This window comes from Synergistaceae bacterium (assembly GCA_017540085.1).
GTDB lineage: Bacteria > Synergistota > Synergistia > Synergistales > Aminobacteriaceae > JAFUXM01.
Genome location: JAFYBQ010000037.1, coordinates 25,112 through 47,205, shown reverse-complemented (window position 1 = coordinate 47,205; position 22,094 = coordinate 25,112). Strand labels below are relative to the sequence as shown.

Here is a 22,094-nt window from a genome sequence, read left to right as displayed (position 1 = left end):
ATTTTTTGAACAGCGTGAACTACCGCCCCTCACGGATTCGGCGGATTCCTAATTCAACGAGGTCTGCGTTGCAACATTTCTGTTTCCGTCTTACGTCCTCTCCAAAGGCGTAACTTCCCTGCGTCCCACAGGTATTTTTCTTACTCAGCAATATCATATTTCGCGCCGCATGTACATCTCGGTCTTCTCTATATCCGCAGGGGCATTCATATACCCTGTCTGCTAGTGTTATGTTCTTCTTGAGTTTTCCGCATACAGGGCAATATTTCATCGTTGGCTCTCTTGATGACAGTACTGTTACTCGCTCATTGTGTATCAGTTTCGCTTTCACTAATCCTAATACTGAGTGTTGCACCGTCCCTCCGAACAAGCCTTTATGCCACCCGGAAATATTTTCATCCTGCATGTATACATGTTCATGCTCTAATAGGTCATGTACGATTTTATTCGCTGCGTCCTTCTTTTGGCTTGATAACTTCTGATATGCCTTGCATAATAGTTTTATCGCTTTGTACCGATTGTTTGAACCCTTTTTCCGCCGAGCTATTAATCGCTGGCTTTTCTTTATTCGTTCACTTTCTTCAATCAGTACTTTGATTTTCTTGCCCTCAGATGTCGTTATTGTCGTTTTTATTCCCATGTCTATTCCTATCTCAGGCTTATATTTCTTTGTCTCACCTCCCTTATTCTGGTATGTTGTTATTGCTAGATAATAGCCATCAGGAAGATTTAACAGTTTCGCATTAGCAAACTCTATATCAGGGATATTCCAGAATCGGCTAGCACCCCTAATTCTAATTGGCTCTTTGAAACCTTGAATGCCTATGTGCCATTGGTCATAGAACCTGTAAGTTACTCTGTGTTGCTGAAGGTTGATTGACTCATAATCTGACTTGTAGCGCAAACTCCCTACTGTATGATTATGTTTCTTTAGCTCGGCTAATCCTTTAAGACTATACTTTATGCCCTGAATAACTGACTGCTTCATCTGTGAGCCTAAATATTCAAGCTCATGGGTTACAGGCTGTTTGTCTTTATCCAGCCCGTGAACTGTATGGGTTGTTGTATCGTAGTCGTTAATATCATGTTCATTAGTGAAAGTCAGTGCGTCATTGTACAGCCATTTAGCTTCAACAAAAAGCATCTTCAGGTGAGTTTTCTGGGCTTCATTTAGGTGAGAGATGTCTATTTTCATACGGTACACTCGGCATATTTGACGCTTGCGTTTTTCACGGGTCAGTCTGCCTTGTTCACGTATACGGTTATTCTTGGCTAATCTCTCTTCTTCGGTCATATAAATATTATATCCTAATCGGCGCAATTCATCTCCCACTTAAAGAAGTGAGAGTCTTCTTGCGAGTTAATGATAAAGTAAGTGCTGTGTCATTTGGGACTAGGCAGTAGGGGCAAAGTGTACATGCCTGCAAGAATAAGGGCTTAATGTCAAACTTCTTGAGAATCGTGCGGCGTTTTGTCGCAGGAGGTTCACATCACAAATTTTAGAATATAATTAATGAAATTTTTTCGGGATGTGAATTTTACCGTGCGTTTCTTTGGTTCACTCATAAAATATCTCATATACATTTCATTGATTACAGTTGCGGCCGGGGCGGCTCTTTTCTGGTTCGATACAGGCTCATGGCTCGTGAAGCCCATACTTGAGCGCGGCGGCTCTTTCTTCCTTCACCCTATGAGAGTCCGACTCGATAACGTCTCCGGCTCTCTGCGGAATGGCTATGCGCTTGACGGACTCCGAATCACTTCCGGCGATGAGACTCTCGCGGTGTTGCGTCATGCTTCAGTCAGCCCGGACTGGGATTTAGTCCTCTCAGGAATGGACGGTATCCCCTTCATCAAGTCGCTGAACGTTCACGGCCTAAGCACAGACCTCGACAAGGTGATGAAGATTGCCTCAGTGTTTCCGCCATCATCAGAGGACAAGCCCGAACCTATCGCAGAACCTTTCACCCTCAAATTGAACCCCGCAAATATTTCCGTGAGGGATATATTTTTCGGGAGTCCCTATGCTGATTTGACGCTGGACTCTCTCACGCTCAACGAGGCCGGGAAATTCATACTTGACGCGATGCTATCATCACAGTACAGCGTTCTTCCCCTCAAAGCGGAGGCCGATATAAATCTCCCGTCAGCCGAAATACTTTCCTCCCTCATCAATATTGGCGAGAAGGGTACGGGCAAAATCACCGGGAAAATTCAGCCCGTTGACGCAAAATTATTCCTCTCCGCAATACAGCTTGAGGATTTCGCGAATCTCATTTCCCCCGACATGAACATAACCGGCAGGATTGACGCAAAAATTTCCGCAAAGGACAATGACGGCGCAATTTCGGCAGAAGGAGTAATCTCAATGCCCCGCGCTGAGGTCATGAACATTCCGCTGAATTTCCGCCTTCCTTTTTCGTGGGACGGCACAAAAATTTTCATGCTCGATAATGCGACATTCAGCACAAAGGCCGCAGGACTCTCCCTGAGCGTTTCAGGGGACATTGAGCGCATGAAGTTCACCGCAAAGGGCGAGGGCAGAAATATATCACTAACCGAAATTGGGACAATGTTCGCGCCTGAAGCTAACGTTATCGGCGACGGGGGGAACGTGAAATTTTACGCAGACACAGAATTTACTGATGACGTTATGACGATGATATTCAATCGGACGCGGGCAAGCCTCAAAGCAAGTTTCCCGTCAGTCTCGGCAATGGGCATAAAGACAGCGGAGAACCTCACAGCCGACATAAAGCTAACGCCCGGAAAAATGCCTCACATATCACTAGGGGGAAAAATGTTCGGGGGAAAAGTTTTCGCACGGGGAGGAGCAGTAACAGACTCACACGGCGACATTAAGCCGGAAGGACTCGTTATGTCAATCGTGAATCTTGATATTCCCTCTCTCGTGAAGGCAATCCCGCAGATTTCCGGCCTCATCGAGAATCCTGTCGGCAAAATCACGGCCCGCGCTGAAATCTCCGAGTCGCTCAACGTCAACGCGAAAATCACATCAGACAGAGCCGGGGCATTCGGCGTAATTCTCACGGGGCTTAACGCTGAGGCAGGCTACGACATTCAGAACGGGACAGCGAAAATACATGACTTCACCGCAAATTTAGGACGGGGGCGAATCACCGCGAGGGCTGACGCTGACATTAACACCGGGAAATTTTCGGCGAGGGCTGACGCGAACAACATAGAGCCGGGACACATTCCCATGCTGAGAGGTGTTGCGGGTGCGTATTCACTGAAGGCTGACGCGGGCGGGAACTTCAACGACATTCGGACAATCACGGCCAATGCGAATCTCACGGCGCGCAATGCAGGGTATTCCGACATTAGGCGCGGTAATGCCGACATCCCTATAACATTCTCGCATGGAGTCGTGAAGGTCAGCGGCGCAAGCATACGCTTTCCGGGAAGCTCCGCGAGTCTCAATGCAGAAGCCGACATCATCACAGGCCGATTCACCGCAAATGCTGACGCGAAAAATTTAGACCTGCGATTCATTCCGCAGCTGAAACAGTTGAAGGGGACGTACTCACTTAACGCAGACGCTTCCGGCAATTTTAACGACACAAGGACAATAACAGCAGGCGGACTCCTCACGGCCAGTAACGCGAGCTACAACGGTGTAAACATCGGCAACGCAGAAATCCCCGTAACATTCCGCGGCAACATTCTCACCGTCAACAGCGCACACGCCGCACTCCCGAACGGGTCAGCGACTCTTAATGCCTCTGCCAATCTCAATGACTCCACCTTCAGGGCAGACGCTGACATTCAGAATCTTGAGCTGAAATCATTTCCGGGGCTGAAAGATGTTGCGGGCAGATATTCATTCAGGGCGGACGCTTCCGGGAAGTTCACGGACGTAAACGCAATCACAGCAAATGCTGCAGTCTCGGCAAGGGACGCAGGCTATCAGGGAATGAAATTCGGCGATGCTGACATACCCATGACACTGCGCGGGGGAGTCCTGAACATTTCCGGCGCGAATGCCTCACTTCCGGGCGGGAACGTAACCGCTAAAGGCACGGTGAACATCAAGAACATGAACAATCCCCTGCTTGACCTCACAGCGTCAACTTCAGGCATAAACATAGACACACTCATGACGGCGTTAAAGCTGCAGGACAATTCCATGCCCGTGTCAGGAACGGTGAAAGGCTCCGCCAGAATCCGCGGCGGTCTCAGCAATGCGGCCATTACAGCCAGTGTTACAGGCGACAGCATAAAGGCCGGGGATATTGCTTCTGCGGGGTTCGTGACTCTCAGCGCAGGGACGAACATGAAGATGTCGAACATCACCGCGAAAATTCTGGCCAAGAACGTAAAGGCTACAGATTTTGCCGACATACCAAGCGCGCTTGTTGAGGCTGACGGAAATATACGGCGTGTAAACATCAGGAACATAGAAGCCACTGTAAACGGTGCTGAAATAAAAGGTCTCGGCGACATTTCCCCGAACATGAAAGACATAATGGCCAGCGCGATAAACATTGACACGTCCGTGAAGAATCTTGACCTGAAAGCACTGCTGAAGAAATTTATGCAGAAGGCACCCGTTGAAGGAGTTATTGACGCGAAAGCAGGCGTTACCGGGACAATCGGACAGCCTACAGCACATCTTGCGCTCACAAAGCCGGTGCTGTATCAGAAATCAGAGATTCACGACATAGCATTAAGCGTGAAATCCCCGGCGGAGAATCATTTTGTCATGCACGGAAAAGCCCGTATCAACAACTTCAAGCCGGAGTCAGACATTGACATTCAGATAAAGCCGGACGGGATATATTACACTGTCGACACAAAGCCGCTGGACGTTGACAGCGCAATAGAGACGCAGATGCCGGAAATGGCCGGGATGGTGAAAGGCTCAGTTGTTGCACACGTTCACGGAAGCACAAAGCCCGGAGATCCGATTGTCATAAACGCCCGTTCAAACGAGATAACACTGATGGACAAAATCACGGTCAACAACATCAACCTGCCTGTGAAATTCCTCACGGACAAGAACAAGATACAGATGACTACAGGCCGTGCGACTCTCAGCGGAGGAGTCATTCGTGCAGAGTTTGAGGTTGACATGGAAGACAGCCAAACCGAATGGCGCGGGGAAGTGAAAGCGTCAAATGTCGATTTCGGGAAGCTCACAAAGCCATTCATGCCTGAAGGTGAGTTAGTCGGCACAGCAAGCGGGCAGGTTGTGATGAAGGGAACATCAACGAAATATATTGCGCTGAGTTTTGCGGACGGGCAGTTTACGACGGGGCCGGGCTGTATTCAGAAAGTGAAAATGCTTGAGAACATAACGCCGACAGGAAAAATAACGTTCGAGAAGATTAACGGGTCATTTTTCTGGGACGGAAAAGATTTGTTCCTCAATCCTGGGACAGGGGCGCGGGCAGGATTTGATGAGCCTCTGTACAGGTACTTCATGATTAACGGGTCAATGGGGCTTTCAGGAAAGGGATTGAAGCTGCTCTGCGACGGACGTTTTGACCTGAAACTGCTTGACCGTCTACTAGGTGCAATGAAGGGTGTGTTTCAGTACATGACCGGGAGTCTTGCGCGCAATGTACTGCGGGACGCGGCGAGCAGGGTTATGGGCGTGAAGCAGAAAGACTTTCAGAACGTTTCCTTCACGATCGCAAATTCATGGAGTGAGCCTCATTTGAGGGACATAAAGGTTACCAAGCCGATAGAGGACTTCCTGCCGATAGACATTCTCAACAGGGACGAGGAGAAGCAGAAAGAGACATCACAGTTCAAGATGAGGTTCAAGCTGCCTGTCGGGGAAGGTGCGCCCAGTGCGGAGGAAGAGAGTCCCGGCGAACAGTTCAAACAGCAATTGATAGATAACCTGTTCAACATCGGGCTGTAAATCGGGAGTATTACGCTTGAAATTTCGAGGAGGCGCATATTAATGATAATTAAGACAGCAGACAGCAGACAGCAGATGCCACTATTTTGACTTTTTGCGGGTATTCGGGGCGTTTGCGGTGATGGTACTTCATGTTGCGGCGCGGGAATGGTACGATACGGATATTCGCACGGCTGAATGGGCTGCGATGAATTTCTATGACAGCATAGTGCGGTGGGCTGTGCCAGTCTTCACGATGATAAGCGGTGCGCTGTTCCTCAGCAAAGATATTCCCGTCAGGAAAATTTACAGCAAGTACATATTCAGGATATTTACGGCGTTTCTGTTCTGGTCATTACTTTATGCCGTTCACGGATATATAAAGGACAGGGACATCATGAAGGCGGCAGGGCATTTCCTGAAGGGACATTATCATCTATGGTTTCTGTACATGATTGCGGGGCTGTATATGATTGTTCCGTTCGTGAAGAAGATTGCGGAGTCGGAATCGCTGACAAAATATTTCCTTGCGCTTTCGTTTTTGTTCGCGTTTGCTGTTCCTGAGACGGTCAATATAATCTCGCTGTTCTCGGAGCATTTCGGAAATTTTGCGGGCAACACCGCCGGAAATTTTCAGCTTCATTTTGTCGGAGGCTTTGCGGGGTATTTTCTTCTGGGATATTTCCTGAACAGGGTAAATATTTCGCGCAGGGCTGAACGCCTGATATACATTGCTGGGACTGCTGGGTTTACGGCGACAGTGTTTGTGTCTCTTTATGCCTCACGGTTCACGGGCGGGGCTTTCGGGAAATTTTATGCCTCCCACACCGTAAATGTAATGCTTGAAGCGGTGATGGTGTTCGTATTCTTCCGGGTAAAATTCAACTGGCCTTCGCGAATCATCCGGGCATTGTCGCGGTACTCATTCGGGGCGTATCTTGTCCATGTCGCTGTGATAAGGCTTGTCGGGAAATTCGGACTCAATCCGCTGACGTTCAGCCCGTTAATTTCCATCCCTGTAATTTCTGTGATTGTGTTCGTGATCTCGTTCGGAATTTCCGCCCTCCTCAATCATATTCCTGTCCTCAACAAATACATCGTGTAAGCAACAAAAAACCCCCGGCCATGTCAACCGGGGGCAAAATTTTTCTCACAGTCTCAGACGTTGAACCGTATCTCTATCATGTCGCCGTCCTTCACGGTGTACTCTTTTCCCTCAAGACGCAGTACCCCTTTTTCCCGGCACTGCGCTATGCTGGCATTGTTGGCGATGAAATCATCATAGGCCACAACCTGCGCCCGAATGAAGCCCCGTGCAAGGTCTGAATGTATCGTCCCGGCAGCGTCAACGGCAGTGCTTCCGGCCTTCAGCGTCCACGCTCTGACCTCATCAGCCCCCGACGTGAAGAACGAAATCAATCCCAGCAATTTATACGCCTCGTGAATTAGCCTGTCCCGGCCGGGTTCGTCAACCGACAAATCACGCATAAATTCGGCTCTGTCCTCCGGGTCTAACTGCTCAAGCTCCATTTCCGTAGCACCGTAAACCTTCACGGCCTTCATGTTTTTCGACTCAAGCTCGGCCATCAGCGGCGAAATTTCCGGCACGTTCCCCGTCTGCGTGTCGTCAAGATTCAGGACGACAAGCTCAGGCTTCAGCGTCAGGAACGCATACCCCGATAACATTCTCTTCTGCTCATCGTCAAGCGGATATTCCCTCAACGGCTTTTCTTCAAGCATGTGTGCTTCAAGACCGCGCACTAATTCAAGCTCGGCTGACTCCTGAGGCGTTAATTTCTTCTTGGCTTTCTTCTCCTCAAGCCGTGATATTCGGTTGCTGATTACACCTAAATCCCGATAAATCAATTCGGCCTCGACAATGCGAAAATCCCGGAGAGGGTCAATATTATTCTCCGGGTGAGGAACTGAGTCATTCCTGAATACGCGCACAACATGCAATAATGCGTCTGACTCCGACACAAACGAAAGGAACGAATTTCCCAGCCCCGCGCCTTTTCCCGCGTCTTTCGACAGCCCGGCAAGGTCAACAAATTCAACATCCGCAGGCTTCTCGCTCTTTGGCTTGAAGATTTCCACGAGCCTGTCAAAACGTTCGTCCGGCACATTCACTAATGCCCGGTTAGGCTCAGTTTTCCCGGACGCATACGGCTTGACCTCAGCCCCGGCGCGTGTGATTACGTTGAAGACGGTCGATTTTCCCGACAAAGGAAGGCCGATTATCCCGCATTTGAGCATGAATATTATTCCCCCTCTAGTTTTCCCGGATTGTTACGGGCATGTTCCTGTAGGCGTACTGTTTAAGCTCGGCGATGTCCTCATTGCTGAGTCGTATACATCCCTCAGTCGCCATAGTCCCCCGCGAGTCAGGGTCATGCGTTCCGTGAATGCCGATCCCCTTCCAGCCCTTTGCGTCAAGACGGATAAACCACGGGCCGTAAGCACCTTTGATTTTCCCTTTGCCGTCGCGGAAATCATGACTCCATCCTGAAGCGTTTTCGATTGAGACTACCCGGAAATTTCCTGTGGGAGTCCTGTGGTCGCCAATCCTCTGCTTGTCGCCGGGGTTCTTGCCGACCGCTATAGGGTATACCTTCACCGGCTCGCCGTCCCTGTATAGCGTGAGCGTGTATGCTGACTTGTTCACGTCAACACTATATTTCCCCGGCCCTGTGGCTTTCGTGAGCGGTGCTGACGGTAATTCGGGGGAAGGGGTGATTTCCGGCTTCAGGTTTGCTGACGGGGCTATGATTCTGTCGGTTTCGGGGTTCTTTTCTGACGGCAGGACGATTTCACCGCGCTTTGAGGCTTTCAGGGGTATCACTGTTTCGCGCCTCACGGGAGGAGGGGTGAAAGCCTCTTCAGGGTCAGGGAGAGTCGCGACAGTCATAGGCATAGAATCTTCTACGGCCTCGGAGTTTTTCGGGCTGTTGAAACCTGAATATATCCCCGCGCAGACTATAACAGCAAGCACCCAGAACGCCGAGCGCAATAACGGGTGAAAGCGTTTCTTTACCGCCCATTTTCCGCCGCCCCTGTCTATCCATACCGTACGCAACGTGAACAAATCAATGATAAATTTTACAGCATCTTCTTTTGTCATGGGTAAGATTATCTCCTGAATGTGCAAAATTTTTCCGTGTCCATGCAGAATATTACAGCACTAACGCGCAAAATCAAGAGTCTTGGCCGTCGTTTTCCGCCCGCTGTGTGAGCCTGCTTACGACTCCGGGAAGTTTCGCCCTGTCCCCGAACAATAATAGCGTGTCATCATGCTCAAGCACCGTCCCCCCCTTGGGTATCATGTACTTGTCGCCGCGGTTGATTAGGAGAATTGTTACTCCGTCAGGGAAGCGCAGATCTTTCACCGCCGTCCCGATTGCGGCAGCGTCTTCAGGAAGGTCAACTTCATATGTTTCATCAGTCCCGGAAGCCGGCGTAATGTCAAAATTAAGCGTCCAATTCTTAGCCTCCCTCACAGCCTCGTCAATCTTGAGGAATTTTGCGAACCACGCAAGAGTCTTCCCCTGTATCATAACTGACGTAAGCACAACGAAAAATATAACGTTGAACATGTATCTTGCTTGAGGATGTCCCGCCGTCAAAGGATACGTGGCTAGGATGATAGGCACTGCGCCGCGGAGTCCCGTCCATGAGATGAACAATTTTTCCCGCCAGTTGAAGCGGCTGAATATCGTCCCGGCAAACACTGCAACAGGACGCGCCACAAACATTAGGCAGAATGAAATCAGGAATCCCATGCTCATGACGGAGAAATTCACGACCTCAGACGGGGTAACAAGCAGTCCCAGTACCAAGAACATTATAATCTGCATGAGCCACGCGAAACCGTCATGAAATCTCTGAAGACTGTACTTGTACAGGAAATCCCCGCCGCCCATGACTATCCCGCAGACGTAGACCGCTAAATATCCGTTGCCGTAAACTGTCTCTGTAATCCCGAATGTAGCCATGACGACAGAAATCCCCCACACCGGGTAAAGTGCCTCGTTCGACACCTGAAGGCGTTTGATTGCCCAGCACGAGAAACGACCCATGATGTAGCCCATTGCACCGCCCGCCGTCATCTGAACCACAAACTGAATCGCAAGCTCGTCAACAGGCACATCGGGAGAAGTCAGCCACGTCATTGCCGTAATCGTCAGGAAAACCGCCATAGGGTCATTGCTTCCCGACTCAAACTCTAGCAGGGGCTTCAATGCTCCGCGCACTCCGACTTTCTGAGTCCTCAGTATCGAGAACACCGCCGCCGCGTCTGTCGATGAGACTATCGCGCCGAGTAAGAATGCGTCCTTGTACGTGAACATAGGCAGAAATGCTATCGGTATCGCCATCACTACAGCCGTAAGAAGGACTCCGAGAGTCGACAGAACTACGCCCTGAGTCACAACGGGCTTAATGTCGCTCCATTTCGTCTGGAATCCGCCCGCAAAAAGTATGAAGGCCAATGCGAATGTGCCGACACTGTTGGCGGCGTTTGCGTCGGAAAAATTGAGTCCTCCCGGGCCGTCAACACCTGCAAGCATTCCGATGCCGAGAAACAATATCAGGGCAGGGACTTTTATTTTCTCAGAGAGCGCGCCCGCAACGAGGCTCAAGAATAAAAGCAGGCCGGTAACGAGGAAGGGATTTATTGCCTGAAGCATGTATTAGTGAATCGTTCCTTTCATGATAAATGTGTGTGATGATTTGTGAGTATAGCAGAAAAAAAGACTCCCCGTCATATTACAGAGAGTCTTTTCACGAAATTCTGCGTGTAAAATGAAGAGCCTTTAGCGTTTTCGGTGTGTGAGAATGAATGCGAGTCCGAGAATTATTGCTGCTGAGACTCCCGCACTGCACCCGCCTGAAGTACTCCCGACTCCTATCACTGTTTCGGCCTGTGATTCCGTTGTGATTGCCGGGTAATATGTCCTGCCTGTCTCGAAATACGCCGCTACATTCACATGTTTGTTTACGGGTACTGTATTCACTTCCGCGCCGGAGTCATTCATGAAAATCACGGCTTCTTGTTCGTCTGCCGCGTCAAGAAATTCACCCGTTGTTATGTCCTGTGCGTTTGAGTGCCAGTAAATCGGAGAGCCTGCCGCGAATTTGTCCAATGACACGCCGAAAACGTAGACTTTTGACTCGCTGACCTCGATAACAGGAAGGTACACCGCAGTGTCTGAGCTTGTTACTGTCTGAGTCCCCTTTATGGCGGTTGACGGAAGCTCGCTGACTTCTGTTGAGCCTGAAACTTTCGCTGACAGCCTCGAAAGTGCCTGAGTAATATCGGCCTTCTTTGAGTCCGTGAGAGGTATTGCGGGCTTTATGGGTGTTACTGTGCTTGAGCCTGCGCCTGGAGTCCTATCGCCTGAGTCAGTGCCTGGAGTCGGTCTTGTGTCGTCTGACGCGGGAGTCGGTGTGATGTCCTGTGAGTCTGTACCGTCTCCGCCGGAAGCCCCGCCCGGTGTCCTGACGTACCATGTCGCAGAGAGTCGGCCGTCAAAAGCTCCGTCGCTCATTGTGCCTTCTCCCTCTTCCGAAAGCTCGTACACTTTCCCTTCCTCGCCCGGTGCCGCTAAAAATTCCCGGTCAATAAGAACAGTGCCGTATGTGAAAGTGATTGCTCCGTCATCGGCTCTGATCCCGCTTGAGATGTACCCGGTAATGTCGCGTGATACTCCGTCAGGATAAATCCCGACAACAATCAATCCCATATCACGGAGCTGTGATTCTGTCGGGACTCGCCAGCCGTAAGCGACATCAGGGAGCGCGAGAATTTTCGCTGACATGGCCGAGAAATCATTAGCTCCGATTTTAGCCGGGGTAATCTGTAGTCCCTTGCTGAATCCCAGTATGCCGCGTTTGCCTGAAGGAACGCCCGAAAGTCTGACATCAAGCGAGAATCCAGAGTCCGCAATCTGATTCGCTCCTCCCGTGAAAACTGCTGTCGAGTTGTCCGCAATGGCCGTGTAATCTGTGGCGTTCACGAAATTTTGAGCGGTCAATACAGCGTCCGTTGCATCGCTGACTCCTGCGGGGGTAAGAAGGAACATAAGCCCCGCGTCGTTTTTGTCGGCTGAGATAACTTTTGCGGTCGCGTCTGCCGTGAAGACTCTTATTGTCGCCGAAATATCCGCGTAAGTCTCCGTGCTGAAAGTCGCTGTGTACGTTCCTTCGCTGACAGTTCCGGCTATCGTGAGAACATCATCATCCGAAATTGTACAGCCTGTTACGGCTCTGCGTCCTCGGCCTGTCCCGAACGTTACGCCCGAAAGACTGTAATCCGCGCTTGAAGGGACATTGCTGAACGCTAACGGGATTTCTACATTCTCCACGGCCATGACAGCGTAATAGCCGTCCTCATACACAGGGTAAACGCTCGCGGAAGTCTTGAGCTTGAGAAATACATCACAGCTTATTATTTCGTCCGGAAGATTCTTTAGCATGTATGTTATTTTCGTGATGGTCTTGCCTTCCATGTCGGACGTGTATTCATAGCTCCGTGAGACTCCGTGAACCTCAACAAATTCTGCTGTCGATATTGCGAGGTCTTTGGCGTTGAACCATAAATTATTGTTGTGCCTCATGCCGTAGATTTTGCCGTCAGAAGTCTCAAGCAGTGCGCCTAAATAGTAATCGCAGTACCTATTTGCGCTCCCTATGGGTATATCCGCGCTCGAAACGCTGAAGACGTAATGCCCCCATCTTGCGCTTGAGCCTGTAGTGAGACTCACGCTTGCGCCCAGTGCTGTTGCGTCTGCTGAAGTGCTGACCATTGCCCCGAATGAGCCGTCCGCGTTCACGTCTTTATACTCGTCAAACTCTGATGTGCTTACGGTGTACCGGGAATTGTCCGAAAGTGAGTCGTAAACGTCCTGAGTCATTCTCACCTGAACAGCTTTAAGCCCGGTAATCGTTGTGCCATTGTCGCCGGACTCACCCATGAGAAGCGGAAATCTCGCAAGGCCGTGCGTTGTCGGTGTGCTGATTGCGTCAAGACCCGCCGAAAGCAAATCCGCTGACGTTTCGCCCGTTTCGCCCGCGTAGAACTCCGCCCAGGTCATGTTTGTAGTTGCGTACACATAGCCTTCCGCGCCGTAACTGACTCCCGGACTCAATGAGACTATGAGAACCAGCAAAAACAGTGAAATTCCTGCACGTTTCATGAAAAAACATCTCCCTGCTGATAATATAGATTGTTAGATAATTAAAACATGCAAAGTTTGCGGTGTCAAATTATTATCGGGGACGGCTGTTTTTGTTGACAGAATAAATTTTGACGTTTAGAATTTCCAGCAAATATTCCGAAAATTTCAGAAGGGAGCATAAATCCATGTCGCAGAATTTTTCACGCCTCAATGTATTTGTGTCTTCCTGCGCGTCATTCCTCAAGATAAAACGTAATTGTGCTGTCTTGCCTTAGAGAATGACGGAGATTTGTACATACCCGCATAAAATCAGCCGCTCATTTTCTCTAAGGTGAGCGGTTTTTTTGTGGCATTAATTAGTGAAAGGATGATTGTTTTATGACTGACAAGCCGATTTTCAGGGGAGTCGCTACGGCACTTATCACCCCTATGAACGCGAACGGAGTCGATTATGACTCATTCGCCAAAGTCATTGACTGGCAGTGCGAACAGGGGATCAACGCCCTTGTTATAGCCGGGACAACGGGAGAAGGCTCAACCCTCGATGACGCAGAACACAAAGCTGTTGTTGATTTCGCCGTGAAAAGAATCGCGGGAAGGTGCGTAATGATTGCCGCGACTGGCTCAAATGATACCCGTTACGCCGTACAGCTCTCGAAATATTGCTGCGATGCCGGGGCGGACGCTCTCCTTCTCGTTACTCCCTACTACAACAAAACGACACAGGGCGGACTCGTCAAAATGTACGAGACAATAGCAGACGCTTCAAGCAAGCCCGTAATCCTCTACAATGTCCCTTCACGCACAGGAATCAACATAGAGCCGGAGACCTACGAAAAATTATCGTGGCACCCGAAAATCAACGGCATAAAGGAAGCAAATTCCAACATCAGCAAAATCGTACACACAGCCCAGCTCATCGGCAACAGAATGGATATTTATTCGGGCAATGATGATCAGATTGTGCCGATTCTTTCTATGGGCGGGCAGGGCGTAATTTCCGTGCTGTCGAACCCCGCGCCGCGTCAGACAATGGAGATATGCGAGAAATTTTTTGCCGGCGATGTGAAGGGAGCTGCGGAATTGCAGTGCAGGTACTTGCCGTTAATCAACGCGCTTTTCTGTGAGACAAACCCGATTCCCGTCAAAGCTGCAATGAATGCTATGGGATTCTGCGAGGACTATTTGAGGCTGCCCCTTGTACCGATGGAGAAAGCTCACCGGGAAAAATTATTTGCCCTCATGAAAGAGCAGGGGTTGATTTAGGCCATGAAGATTATCATTAACGGCGCAGGGGGGAAAATGGGACATATCCTCGCTGACATGGCCGGGCAGGAAAATATTTCAGCACTTGTTGACGTGGCATTTCAGACCGGGAACGGGAAGTATCACGCGCTTGATGACTTCGCCGGGGAAGCTGACTGCGTTATAGACTTCAGCAATCACGCCGCGACTCAGGCCGTAACATCTTACTGCGTCAAAAGAAATTTGCCCGTCCTCATCGCGTCAACAGGGCAGACACCCTACGAGATGACATTAATCCGCGAGGCCGCCGCGAAAATTCCCGTGTTCATTTCCCCGAATATGTCGGTGGGCGTTGCTCTTGTTGCTGACATTGCCGAGAGAGTCGCAAAACTTTTCGGGGACTGCGACATAGAGATGATAGAGGCTCACCACAATCAGAAATTGGACGTTCCCAGCGGCACGGCGTTAATGCTCGCGAAAAGGTTACAGGAAGCAAGACCCCCCTTAATCCCCTCTAAATTAGGGGGGACACCGTTCACGGAGGGGGGTAACCACAAAAAGGGGGGTCAGGAGGGCAACCCGGCCATGACTCTCAATATCGGACGGCACGAGAACGGCAAAAGGTCTCCGAATGAGATCGGCATTCACTCACTGCGCTACGGGTCAGAAGTCGGGACTCACGAGATAATTTTCTCCAACGGACTCGAAACGATAACGATACGGCATGACGCAAAGAACCGCGCACTGTTCGCGAACGGAGCATTAGCCGCGGCAAAATGGCTCATCACGAAAGCTCCCGGCCTCTACGGAATGCAGGACTTCATAGCGGGGTAATCTCATGGACGCTCAAGAGATAATCAGATACATAGCAGACGCAAAGAAAGTTACACCCGTGAAAATATATCTCCGGGAAAAATCCCCGGTAGACTTCAGCGGGACAAACGCAAAAATTTTCGGTGCTTCCGACAAAATCATATTCGGCGACTGGTCAGAGCTTCAGCCCGTAATAGAGTCAAACCGCGACTCAATCGCTGATATTGTCATCGAGAACTCATCACGGAACAGCGCAATCCCCCTTCTTGACCTCAAAGACATTCCCGCACGAATCGAGCCGGGCGCGATAATCCGCGAAAATGCGACAATCGGCAGAAATTCCGTCATCATGATGGGAGCTGTGATAAATATCGGGGCTGTTGTCGGCGAGGGGACAATGATAGACATGAACGCCGTACTCGGAGGCCGTGCCACTGTCGGCAAAAACTGCCACATAGGCGCGGGGGCAGTCTTGGCGGGAGTGATTGAGCCTGCAAGCGCAAAGCCCGTAGTCGTTGAGGATAATGTTCTTGTCGGGGCTAATGCTGTCGTCATTGAGGGCGTAAGAATCGGTGAAGGCTCTGTAGTCGCTGCGGGTGCTGTCGTGATTGAGGATGTCCCCCCCGGAAAAGTCGTAGCGGGATGTCCTGCGAGAGTCATAAAGGACAAGGACAGCAGTACGACACAGAAAACAGCCCTTCAGGAGTCATTGAGGAAGATTTGACGATGGGAATAAATTTTCTTTCTGAGGCGGAAAAACTCCGGGGCAGACTCACGGAAATACGCAAAGAATTTCACCGTATTCCCGAAATCGGCGACAATGAATTTCACACCGCTGACCTAATCGAACACTATTTAGACATGGCCGGAATACCTCACAGACGAGCCATCAACACTGGAATCATTGCGAGGGTTGACGGGAAATTGCCGGGTGAACACTGCGCTGTAAGGTCGGACATTGACGCATTGCCCGTTACGGAGGCCACCGGGTGCGATTTCGCGTCTCAGAATCCCGGAATGATGCACGCCTGCGGCCATGACGTACACATCACGGGGGCATTAGGCGCGGCAATGATTCTACAGTCTCACAGGGACGAGCTTCCCGGCACTGTAACATTCATATTCCAGCCGAACGAGGAAGGCGACGGCGGAGCAAAACGCATGATTGACGCGGGATGTCTTGACGGCGTGTCGGCGGTTTTCGGGTGCCATGTTGACCCGGCATTACCTGCGGGGCATGTCGGCATAAAGTACGGGGATTTCTACGCGGCTTCGGCTACGTGGAAATTGACGGTCATCGGCAAATCCGCTCACGGCGCGCAGAGGGACAAAGGCATAGACAGCATAGAGGCGGCCTCGCACATTGTCCCGGAAATTTTACGCATACCGGGCGGAGTCGTCAGTGTCGGGAAATTTCACGCAGGGACGGCGAATAACATTCTCGCGGGAAAAGCAGAGTTAGCCGGAATTATACGGACATACGGACTCGATAAACGTTCGGCCATGTGCAGAGAGCTTGAGACGGTCTGCGCTGACGTTGCCGGGAGATTCGGCGCGAAATCTGAATGTGTCATTACAGACTCATGCGTGGGAGTCGTCAACGACAACGACAAACTCACAGCCCTATGCGAACGTTCAGCGCGTGAGACTTTCGGCGGTGAAAGAGTCGACATCATCAGCAAGCCGCTTTTCATCAGCGAGGATTTCGGGAGCTATATTCTTGCGCGTACAGGGTGCTTCTACCATATCGGCGCGGGGTGTGAATATCCGCTCCATTCCGATAAATTTCTCCCTTTGCCTGACGCAATCATAACGGCCTCGGCTATGCATTCAATGTCAGCATACAACTATAACAAGACAGGAGGCAGCAACAATTGAGAGTAATCACGGCGAAATTCGGCGGCACATCACTTGCGGACGCTTCACAGATTCGCAAGGCCGCTGACATCATCAGGGCTAATCCCGAACGGAAATATATCGTAGCTTCAGCACCGGGCAAAAGATTCCCGGACGACATAAAGGTTACAGATTTGCTTTACAGCTGCTATTCAGAGTTCGCGAAGGGCGATGAGTATTCCGGCACACTGGCGAAAATAAAGGCGCGTTATTCCGACATAATTTCGGACTTGGGTATAACGTTCGACATATCAGAGGAAATTGAGACGATAGAATACGCACTCAGGAAATATCCCCCTGCGGATTACCTTGCGAGCCGGGGCGAATACCTCAACGCGAAAATCATAGCTGAGTTTCTCGGATGGCCGTTTGTTGACGCGGCGGAGGCTGTGTTTTTTGACGAGGCCGGAATCTTTGACGGCGACAGAACATATAACGCTCTCGGCGAAAAATTGAAGGGGCTTGAACACGCAGTAATCCCCGGCTTTTACGGCTCACTTCCTGACGGGACAATCAAGACATTCTCACGCGGAGGAAGCGACATCACCGGCTCAATAGTCGCCCGTTCGGTTAATGCTGATGTCTACGAGAATTGGACGGACGTATCCGGCATGTTGTCGGCAGACCCGCGAATAGTCGACAGTCCCAAGCCGATAGAGCATATCACGTACACCGAACTCCGCGAGCTGTCATACATGGGCGCGAGCGTTCTCCATGAGGATGCCGTTTTCCCGGTGAGGAAGGCAGGTATCCCCGTCAACATTCGCAACACAAATTCACCCTCGGACGCAGGGACTCTCATTTCCGCCTCAGTCCCTCATGACGTAAAGCGAAATCCCGTAACAGGAATCGCGGGGCGCAAGGGATTCACGAGCATTAGAGTCGAGAAATCACAAATGAACGGTCAGACAGGATTCGGCGCGAGGCTGTTATACATTTTCGCCCGCAGCGGTGTACCCTTTGAGCATTGCCCGACAGGTATTGACACAATTTCGGTTGTGGTAAGCTCCTCGGCATTTGACGCGAAACGGGAGGAGATTCTACGCGAGATAAAGAACGAGTTAGCCCCGGACTTTATCACAATCGAGAAGAATTTAGCGGTGATTGCTGTTGTCGGCGAGGGAATGATAAGCGCAAAGGGTACAGCGGCGAAAGTTTTCACGGCACTTGCTGACGCGGGAGTCAACATCCGCATGATAGATCAGGGATCTGACGAGCTGAATATCATAATAGGCGTTGACGATTCCGACTATGAAAAGTCAATAAGGGCGTTATACAGCACAATGATACAGTAAGAATCACAAAGCCCCCTGAAATATAGGGGGTATTTTTATGCCCTCAAGAGATTATAATTATGATGATTTTTCCCACAGAAACACAGCAAAGGAAGTGAAGTGTCATGAGCGATGTAATTGTGTCAAAATTCGGGAGCGCGGCATTCTCGACTCCTGACATGATAAAGAAGACTGCCCAAATTGTGATGTCCCAGCCTGAGCGGAAGTATGTCATTGTCTCAGCACCCGGAGCTGTTTCACGCGAGGACATGAAAGTTACCGACATGCTATTTATCATGAATGCCCGCTATACTAACCGCGAGAATTTTGACGAGATGATGACGCAAATCCGCGACAGGTTCAGCGATATTGCAAGGGGTATCGGCGTAAACGCATATATTGACGCGGAAATCATGAACCTGAAGAAGAATTTATTTTTCGGGCGCGGAAATGATTACGTAGTGAGCCGGGGCGAATATATCATGGCAAAAATTTTCGCTGAGTATATCGGCTGGAAGTTTATCGACGCGGCTGACTTTATATTTTTCGGCAGGGACGGAGCTTTAGACCGTGAAAAGACATTCGAGGCGGCCACCAAAATTTTCGCTGAGACTGAACACGCGGTAATCCCCGGCTTTTACGGGTCAGCAGGAACAAACGCGATAAAATTATTCCCCCGCGGAGGAGCTGACATAACCGCCGCCATTGTCGCAAGAGCCGTGAACGCTACGCTGTGCGAAAAATGGAGCGAGACAACGAAAATTTACAGCGCAGATCCCGGAATAGTCGACAATCCTGAAGTCATACGTCAGATAACATACGAGGAACTAAAGCAGCTCACGTACATGGGAATAAATATCTTCCACGAGGACGTTATACTTCTTATGCAGGACATCGGAATCCCATTGAGAGTCCGCAACATAAACGACATAGACGACGAGGGGACATCAGTAACAGCAGACCTCCCGGAGGACTCAAGGCGAGGAGTCGCCGCCTGCATTGCCGGAAAAAGAAATTACCGAATAATCCATATACAGAAATTCGGCCTAAACAGGCTCACGGGAATCGGGCAGAAAGTTTTCGGGATATTCACCGAGAGAAATATATCCTGCGAACATTACATGTCAGGAATATACCGCTTCTCCATTGTCGTCAAAAATCCCCTGTTTGACCTGAAACGGGCGGAAATTTTGCAGGCACTGAAGGACGCTATAAAGCCTGAAAATATTACCGTTGAGAAAAATTTATCCCTGATTACCGTAGTAGGCAAAGGAATGGGAACGGTGAAGGGGATATTCGCAAAGATATTCAACGCAATAGCCGCCGCAGGAATAAAAGTGCGTATGATAGAGCAGGGAAGCGATGACCTCAATATTATAATCGGAGTGTACGATGAAGATTATGAAGCCGCCGTGCGCGCTCTGTACGGGGCTGTGATACTGAAATGACAGGGAGCTGTTCATATGGCAAATAACGCTATGGGCTATATTATCATTGACGGGGGCGACTCGCTCATACGGGGCGCGGTTCTTGTTACGGACATGAAGGGATTTCCCGTTGACTTTGTGAGGACTGACCCTCTTAGACCAGATCAATTGTCGAGAATACTTTACGGCGAGTCGTTCGGGAAATACGCGAAAGAAAAGCTCATACTTGAGAGCCTCTTGGACTCTGTTGAGACTGACCCGCAGCTATGGATATGCCAGGACACAGACATACTCGCCCCGCTGAGGGATTACAGCCGTATAAAGTCCGTGCTTCTTGAGGAGTCCCCGCATGTACCGCTTGATGCTGCCGGGCATATTGAGACGACAGCAGACCCGGGAGTGTTCCTGATTCAGGCGAACACAAACGGCGCACCATTCAGGGCAGAATTTCCCGCGGGGATTAGGCCGGAGGAAGTACAGCAGGCAGGCGCGATACTGACAGAGGCGGCCGGGACTATGGACATATTAGAGCCGTTCACGAGGCTTGAGAAGGCGTTGAGCTTCCTTGCCACAGGCCGGGGCTAAATATGGGCATTCGTGATTTCCTTGCGCGGAGAATTTCGAGGCGGGTTGACGTTTACAGGGTTGACGATTTCAGCATAGAGCCTCCGAAAACTGTTAGCATAAAGAAGCGTATTGAGACAGTCAGCGTTAAGCCGGAAATTTCCTGTACAGCGTCAAAGCCGTATGATATTGACGGACTTTCGGAGAAGATGAGACCGTCAGCAGTGAACGTGAAACTTGCCGGGAAAAAAGCGCGTTCCCAGAATTACCGCATAAAACGCTACGTGAAGGAAGACATCAAGACTCACCGATTCCAGCTCGCGAAAAAGCCCAAGACATGGACGCTCCTGAAACAGGTTCAGGCACTCCCGATAGAGCTGCGGAATGTCCTGAAGTACATGAAGAAACGCCCTGACTCTTTGCGGAATGAGGCAGTATTAGCGTGTTACGGGCCAATTGTTGAAGGCTCCGTGTTAAAATTAGCGTTAAACAAACAGCGCGGGACTCTCTTAGTCTGGTACAAGCCGGGAAGCCGCCAGCTTAAAGCGAAATATGTATATCTGATTCGCCGTCTTGGCTTGGGCGGAAAACCCGAATGGCGCTGGGAGTAACAAAATCTATTTCAGGGGAGTAAGAGTTTCACATGGCCGAGGCTAATATTGTCGCAACATCAGCCGGAGTTGAAGTCGGAGAAATTGTTGAATGCACCGTTGAGCAGCTTATGCCTTACGGGGCGTTTGTGAGAATAGCGAAAACGGGCAGAAAAGGAATGATTCACATTTCGGAGCTGTCGTATTCGTTCGTGAAAGACATAAATACTGTTCTCAAAGTGCAGGACAGGATACAGGCCAAAGTCATCCGCATAGATGAGAAGGGCCGCATAGATTTGTCGCTGAAGCAGATGCAGGAGCCTCCCGAAAGGCCGTCAAGACCTCCGCGCCCGCAAAGGACATTTACCGGCCAGCAGCAGGACACAAACGGCCGCCCGCCGAAAGAATACAGGAGCGTAACACGCGAGACACGCGCACCCCGGGACTTTCACGATATGCAGGCCGAGTACAGGGAGCAGAACCCGGAAGAGGCAGACAGCTTCGAGAAAAAGATGGCCTCATTCCTGAAAACTAGCGAGGCAAAAATCACCGACCTTAACACCCGAAACTCGGCTAGATCCGGGAGAGCGTCAGCAAGGCGCAGGACTAACAGCCGGGACTACTGATTATGACGGGAAGAAATTTCCGCGGGGGACATCGCCAGGTGTCTCCCGTTTTTGTTGACCGGGAAATATTATGCTCGTTCGGCCATGTCAGAGTCCAGGTCTGCCGCCCATTTGGACGCAAAATTTTCCCGACAAGTTTCTGGCTTAAATGCCCGCACCTTGTGAGGCTCGCGGGGGAAATTGAGAGTCTCGGCGGAGTGCGTGAGCTTGAAGAGTACATATCATCGCGGGGGCTTGTCCATGAGTGGCGGAAGTACAACATGCTTCATCAGGTGATACGGCTGAAACTCGGCGGGGTTCACGTGAACGGATTTATGCGGCGTTACAGGAGGAGAATTTTCCGGGACGTTATGCGCGGGGGCGTGGGAGGAATCAGAGTCGGGGACGGCGTGAATGTCAAATGCCTGCACCTTCAGGCGGCTTCATTCATCGGGCTTGGCTTTCATCCTGCGGGCGAATGGCTGAGATCTCACGGGTTATGCGGTGAATGTGATTCGTGTCTGTGTGAAAAGATTTAGGGAATGGAGCTGAGGAGATTCGAACTCCCGGCCTCGACAATGCGAATGTCGCGCGCTCCCAACTGCGCTACAGCCCCGTATCTTTGTATTGCTG

Annotated in this window: 17 protein-coding genes and 1 tRNA gene; 12 read left to right on the top strand and 6 right to left on the bottom strand. The window is 50.4% G+C overall.

Annotation, left to right across the window (positions count from 1 at the left end):
• Positions 1-19 precede the first annotated feature (19 nt).
• Positions 20-1,294, bottom strand: coding sequence for a transposase (locus tag IKQ95_08910; protein MBR4196813.1), 1,275 nt, complete (start codon positions 1,292-1,294; stop codon positions 20-22).
• Between the two features lie 249 nt (positions 1,295-1,543).
• On the opposite strand from IKQ95_08910, the gene IKQ95_08905 reads away from it, so the two are divergent.
• Positions 1,544-5,893: a hypothetical protein gene (locus tag IKQ95_08905; GenBank protein MBR4196812.1), complete on the top strand. Its 4,350-nt coding sequence runs from the start codon at positions 1,544-1,546 to the stop codon at positions 5,891-5,893.
• A 94-nt stretch (positions 5,894-5,987) separates the two neighbouring features.
• A complete protein-coding gene (locus IKQ95_08900) occupies positions 5,988-6,977 on the top strand; it encodes an acyltransferase family protein (GenBank protein MBR4196811.1) in 990 nt (329 codons plus the stop codon).
• Positions 6,978-7,030: 53 nt separating this feature from the next.
• Here the strand turns inward: IKQ95_08900 and ychF are convergent, their stop codons facing one another.
• From ychF to IKQ95_08880, 4 genes are all read right to left on the bottom strand, one after another.
• Positions 7,031-8,128: a redox-regulated ATPase YchF gene (gene ychF / locus IKQ95_08895; protein ID MBR4196810.1), complete on the bottom strand. Its 1,098-nt coding sequence runs from the start codon at positions 8,126-8,128 to the stop codon at positions 7,031-7,033.
• Positions 8,129-8,144: 16 nt separating this feature from the next.
• Complete coding sequence (locus tag IKQ95_08890; GenBank protein MBR4196809.1) at positions 8,145-8,780, bottom strand: L,D-transpeptidase; 636 nt, start codon at positions 8,778-8,780, stop codon at positions 8,145-8,147.
• A 286-nt stretch (positions 8,781-9,066) separates the two neighbouring features.
• Positions 9,067-10,557, bottom strand: a complete 1,491-nt coding sequence (locus IKQ95_08885) for a potassium/proton antiporter (protein ID MBR4196808.1) — start codon at positions 10,555-10,557, stop codon at positions 9,067-9,069.
• Positions 10,558-10,683: 126 nt separating this feature from the next.
• A complete protein-coding gene (locus IKQ95_08880) occupies positions 10,684-13,065 on the bottom strand; it encodes a hypothetical protein (GenBank protein MBR4196807.1) in 2,382 nt (793 codons plus the stop codon).
• A gap of 360 nt (positions 13,066-13,425) precedes the next feature.
• On the opposite strand from IKQ95_08880, the gene IKQ95_08875 reads away from it, so the two are divergent.
• The 10 genes from IKQ95_08875 (at position 13,426) to IKQ95_08830 (ending at position 22,000) form a co-directional block, all read left to right on the top strand.
• Positions 13,426-14,313, top strand: a complete 888-nt coding sequence (locus IKQ95_08875; protein MBR4196806.1) for a 4-hydroxy-tetrahydrodipicolinate synthase — start codon at positions 13,426-13,428, stop codon at positions 14,311-14,313.
• A gap of 3 nt (positions 14,314-14,316) precedes the next feature.
• Positions 14,317-15,126 carry a 4-hydroxy-tetrahydrodipicolinate reductase gene (gene dapB / locus IKQ95_08870; GenBank protein MBR4196805.1) on the top strand — a complete coding sequence of 270 codons (810 nt, stop codon included), beginning with the start codon at positions 14,317-14,319 and terminating at the stop codon, positions 15,124-15,126.
• Between the two features lie 4 nt (positions 15,127-15,130).
• Positions 15,131-15,829 (top strand): 2,3,4,5-tetrahydropyridine-2,6-dicarboxylate N-acetyltransferase, encoded by a 699-nt coding sequence (dapD, locus tag IKQ95_08865; GenBank protein ID MBR4196804.1) that lies wholly within the window; start codon positions 15,131-15,133, stop codon positions 15,827-15,829.
• The gene (locus IKQ95_08860) at positions 15,748-16,983 is read left to right on the top strand and encodes an amidohydrolase (protein ID MBR4196803.1); all 1,236 of its coding nucleotides are present in this window, start codon (positions 15,748-15,750) and stop codon (positions 16,981-16,983) included. The genes dapD and IKQ95_08860 overlap by 82 nt, the downstream gene beginning before the upstream one ends.
• Positions 16,980-18,296 carry an aspartate kinase gene (locus tag IKQ95_08855; protein ID MBR4196802.1) on the top strand — a complete coding sequence of 439 codons (1,317 nt, stop codon included), beginning with the start codon at positions 16,980-16,982 and terminating at the stop codon, positions 18,294-18,296. The genes IKQ95_08860 and IKQ95_08855 overlap by 4 nt, the downstream gene beginning before the upstream one ends.
• 104 nt (positions 18,297-18,400) lie before the next feature.
• Positions 18,401-19,723 (top strand): ACT domain-containing protein, encoded by a 1,323-nt coding sequence (locus tag IKQ95_08850; GenBank protein ID MBR4196801.1) that lies wholly within the window; start codon positions 18,401-18,403, stop codon positions 19,721-19,723.
• A gap of 15 nt (positions 19,724-19,738) precedes the next feature.
• Positions 19,739-20,287, top strand: coding sequence for a hypothetical protein (locus tag IKQ95_08845; GenBank protein ID MBR4196800.1), 549 nt, complete (start codon positions 19,739-19,741; stop codon positions 20,285-20,287).
• A gap of 2 nt (positions 20,288-20,289) precedes the next feature.
• On the top strand, positions 20,290-20,877 hold the full coding sequence (locus IKQ95_08840; protein ID MBR4196799.1) for a hypothetical protein: 588 nt from the start codon (positions 20,290-20,292) through the stop codon (positions 20,875-20,877).
• 32 nt (positions 20,878-20,909) lie between these two features.
• The gene (locus tag IKQ95_08835) at positions 20,910-21,482 is read left to right on the top strand and encodes a S1 RNA-binding domain-containing protein (GenBank protein ID MBR4196798.1); all 573 of its coding nucleotides are present in this window, start codon (positions 20,910-20,912) and stop codon (positions 21,480-21,482) included.
• Between the two features lie 38 nt (positions 21,483-21,520).
• Entirely contained in the window at positions 21,521-22,000 is a 480-nt protein-coding gene (locus tag IKQ95_08830; GenBank protein ID MBR4196797.1) for a DUF501 domain-containing protein, read from the top strand.
• A gap of 4 nt (positions 22,001-22,004) precedes the next feature.
• On the opposite strand, the gene IKQ95_08825 is transcribed toward IKQ95_08830, so the two are convergent.
• Positions 22,005-22,077 (bottom strand) — tRNA-Ala (locus IKQ95_08825).
• Positions 22,078-22,094 lie beyond the last annotated feature (17 nt).

Coding starts and splice junctions, on each gene's coding strand:
- dapB (MBR4196805.1), top strand. CDS start 14,317: ATGAAGATTATCATTAACGGCGCAGGGGGGAAAATGGGACATATCCTC.
- IKQ95_08885 (MBR4196808.1), bottom strand. CDS start 10,557: ATGCTTCAGGCAATAAATCCCTTCCTCGTTACCGGCCTGCTTTTATTC.
- IKQ95_08875 (MBR4196806.1), top strand. CDS start 13,426: ATGACTGACAAGCCGATTTTCAGGGGAGTCGCTACGGCACTTATCACC.
- IKQ95_08910 (MBR4196813.1), bottom strand. CDS start 1,294: ATGACCGAAGAAGAGAGATTAGCCAAGAATAACCGTATACGTGAACAA.
- ychF (MBR4196810.1), bottom strand. CDS start 8,128: ATGCTCAAATGCGGGATAATCGGCCTTCCTTTGTCGGGAAAATCGACC.
- IKQ95_08890 (MBR4196809.1), bottom strand. CDS start 8,780: ATGACTGTCGCGACTCTCCCTGACCCTGAAGAGGCTTTCACCCCTCCT.
- IKQ95_08840 (MBR4196799.1), top strand. CDS start 20,290: ATGGGCATTCGTGATTTCCTTGCGCGGAGAATTTCGAGGCGGGTTGAC.
- IKQ95_08845 (MBR4196800.1), top strand. CDS start 19,739: ATGGCAAATAACGCTATGGGCTATATTATCATTGACGGGGGCGACTCG.
- IKQ95_08860 (MBR4196803.1), top strand. CDS start 15,748: ATGTCCTGCGAGAGTCATAAAGGACAAGGACAGCAGTACGACACAGAA.
- dapD (MBR4196804.1), top strand. CDS start 15,131: ATGGACGCTCAAGAGATAATCAGATACATAGCAGACGCAAAGAAAGTT.
- IKQ95_08850 (MBR4196801.1), top strand. CDS start 18,401: ATGAGCGATGTAATTGTGTCAAAATTCGGGAGCGCGGCATTCTCGACT.
- IKQ95_08835 (MBR4196798.1), top strand. CDS start 20,910: ATGGCCGAGGCTAATATTGTCGCAACATCAGCCGGAGTTGAAGTCGGA.
- IKQ95_08880 (MBR4196807.1), bottom strand. CDS start 13,065: ATGAAACGTGCAGGAATTTCACTGTTTTTGCTGGTTCTCATAGTCTCA.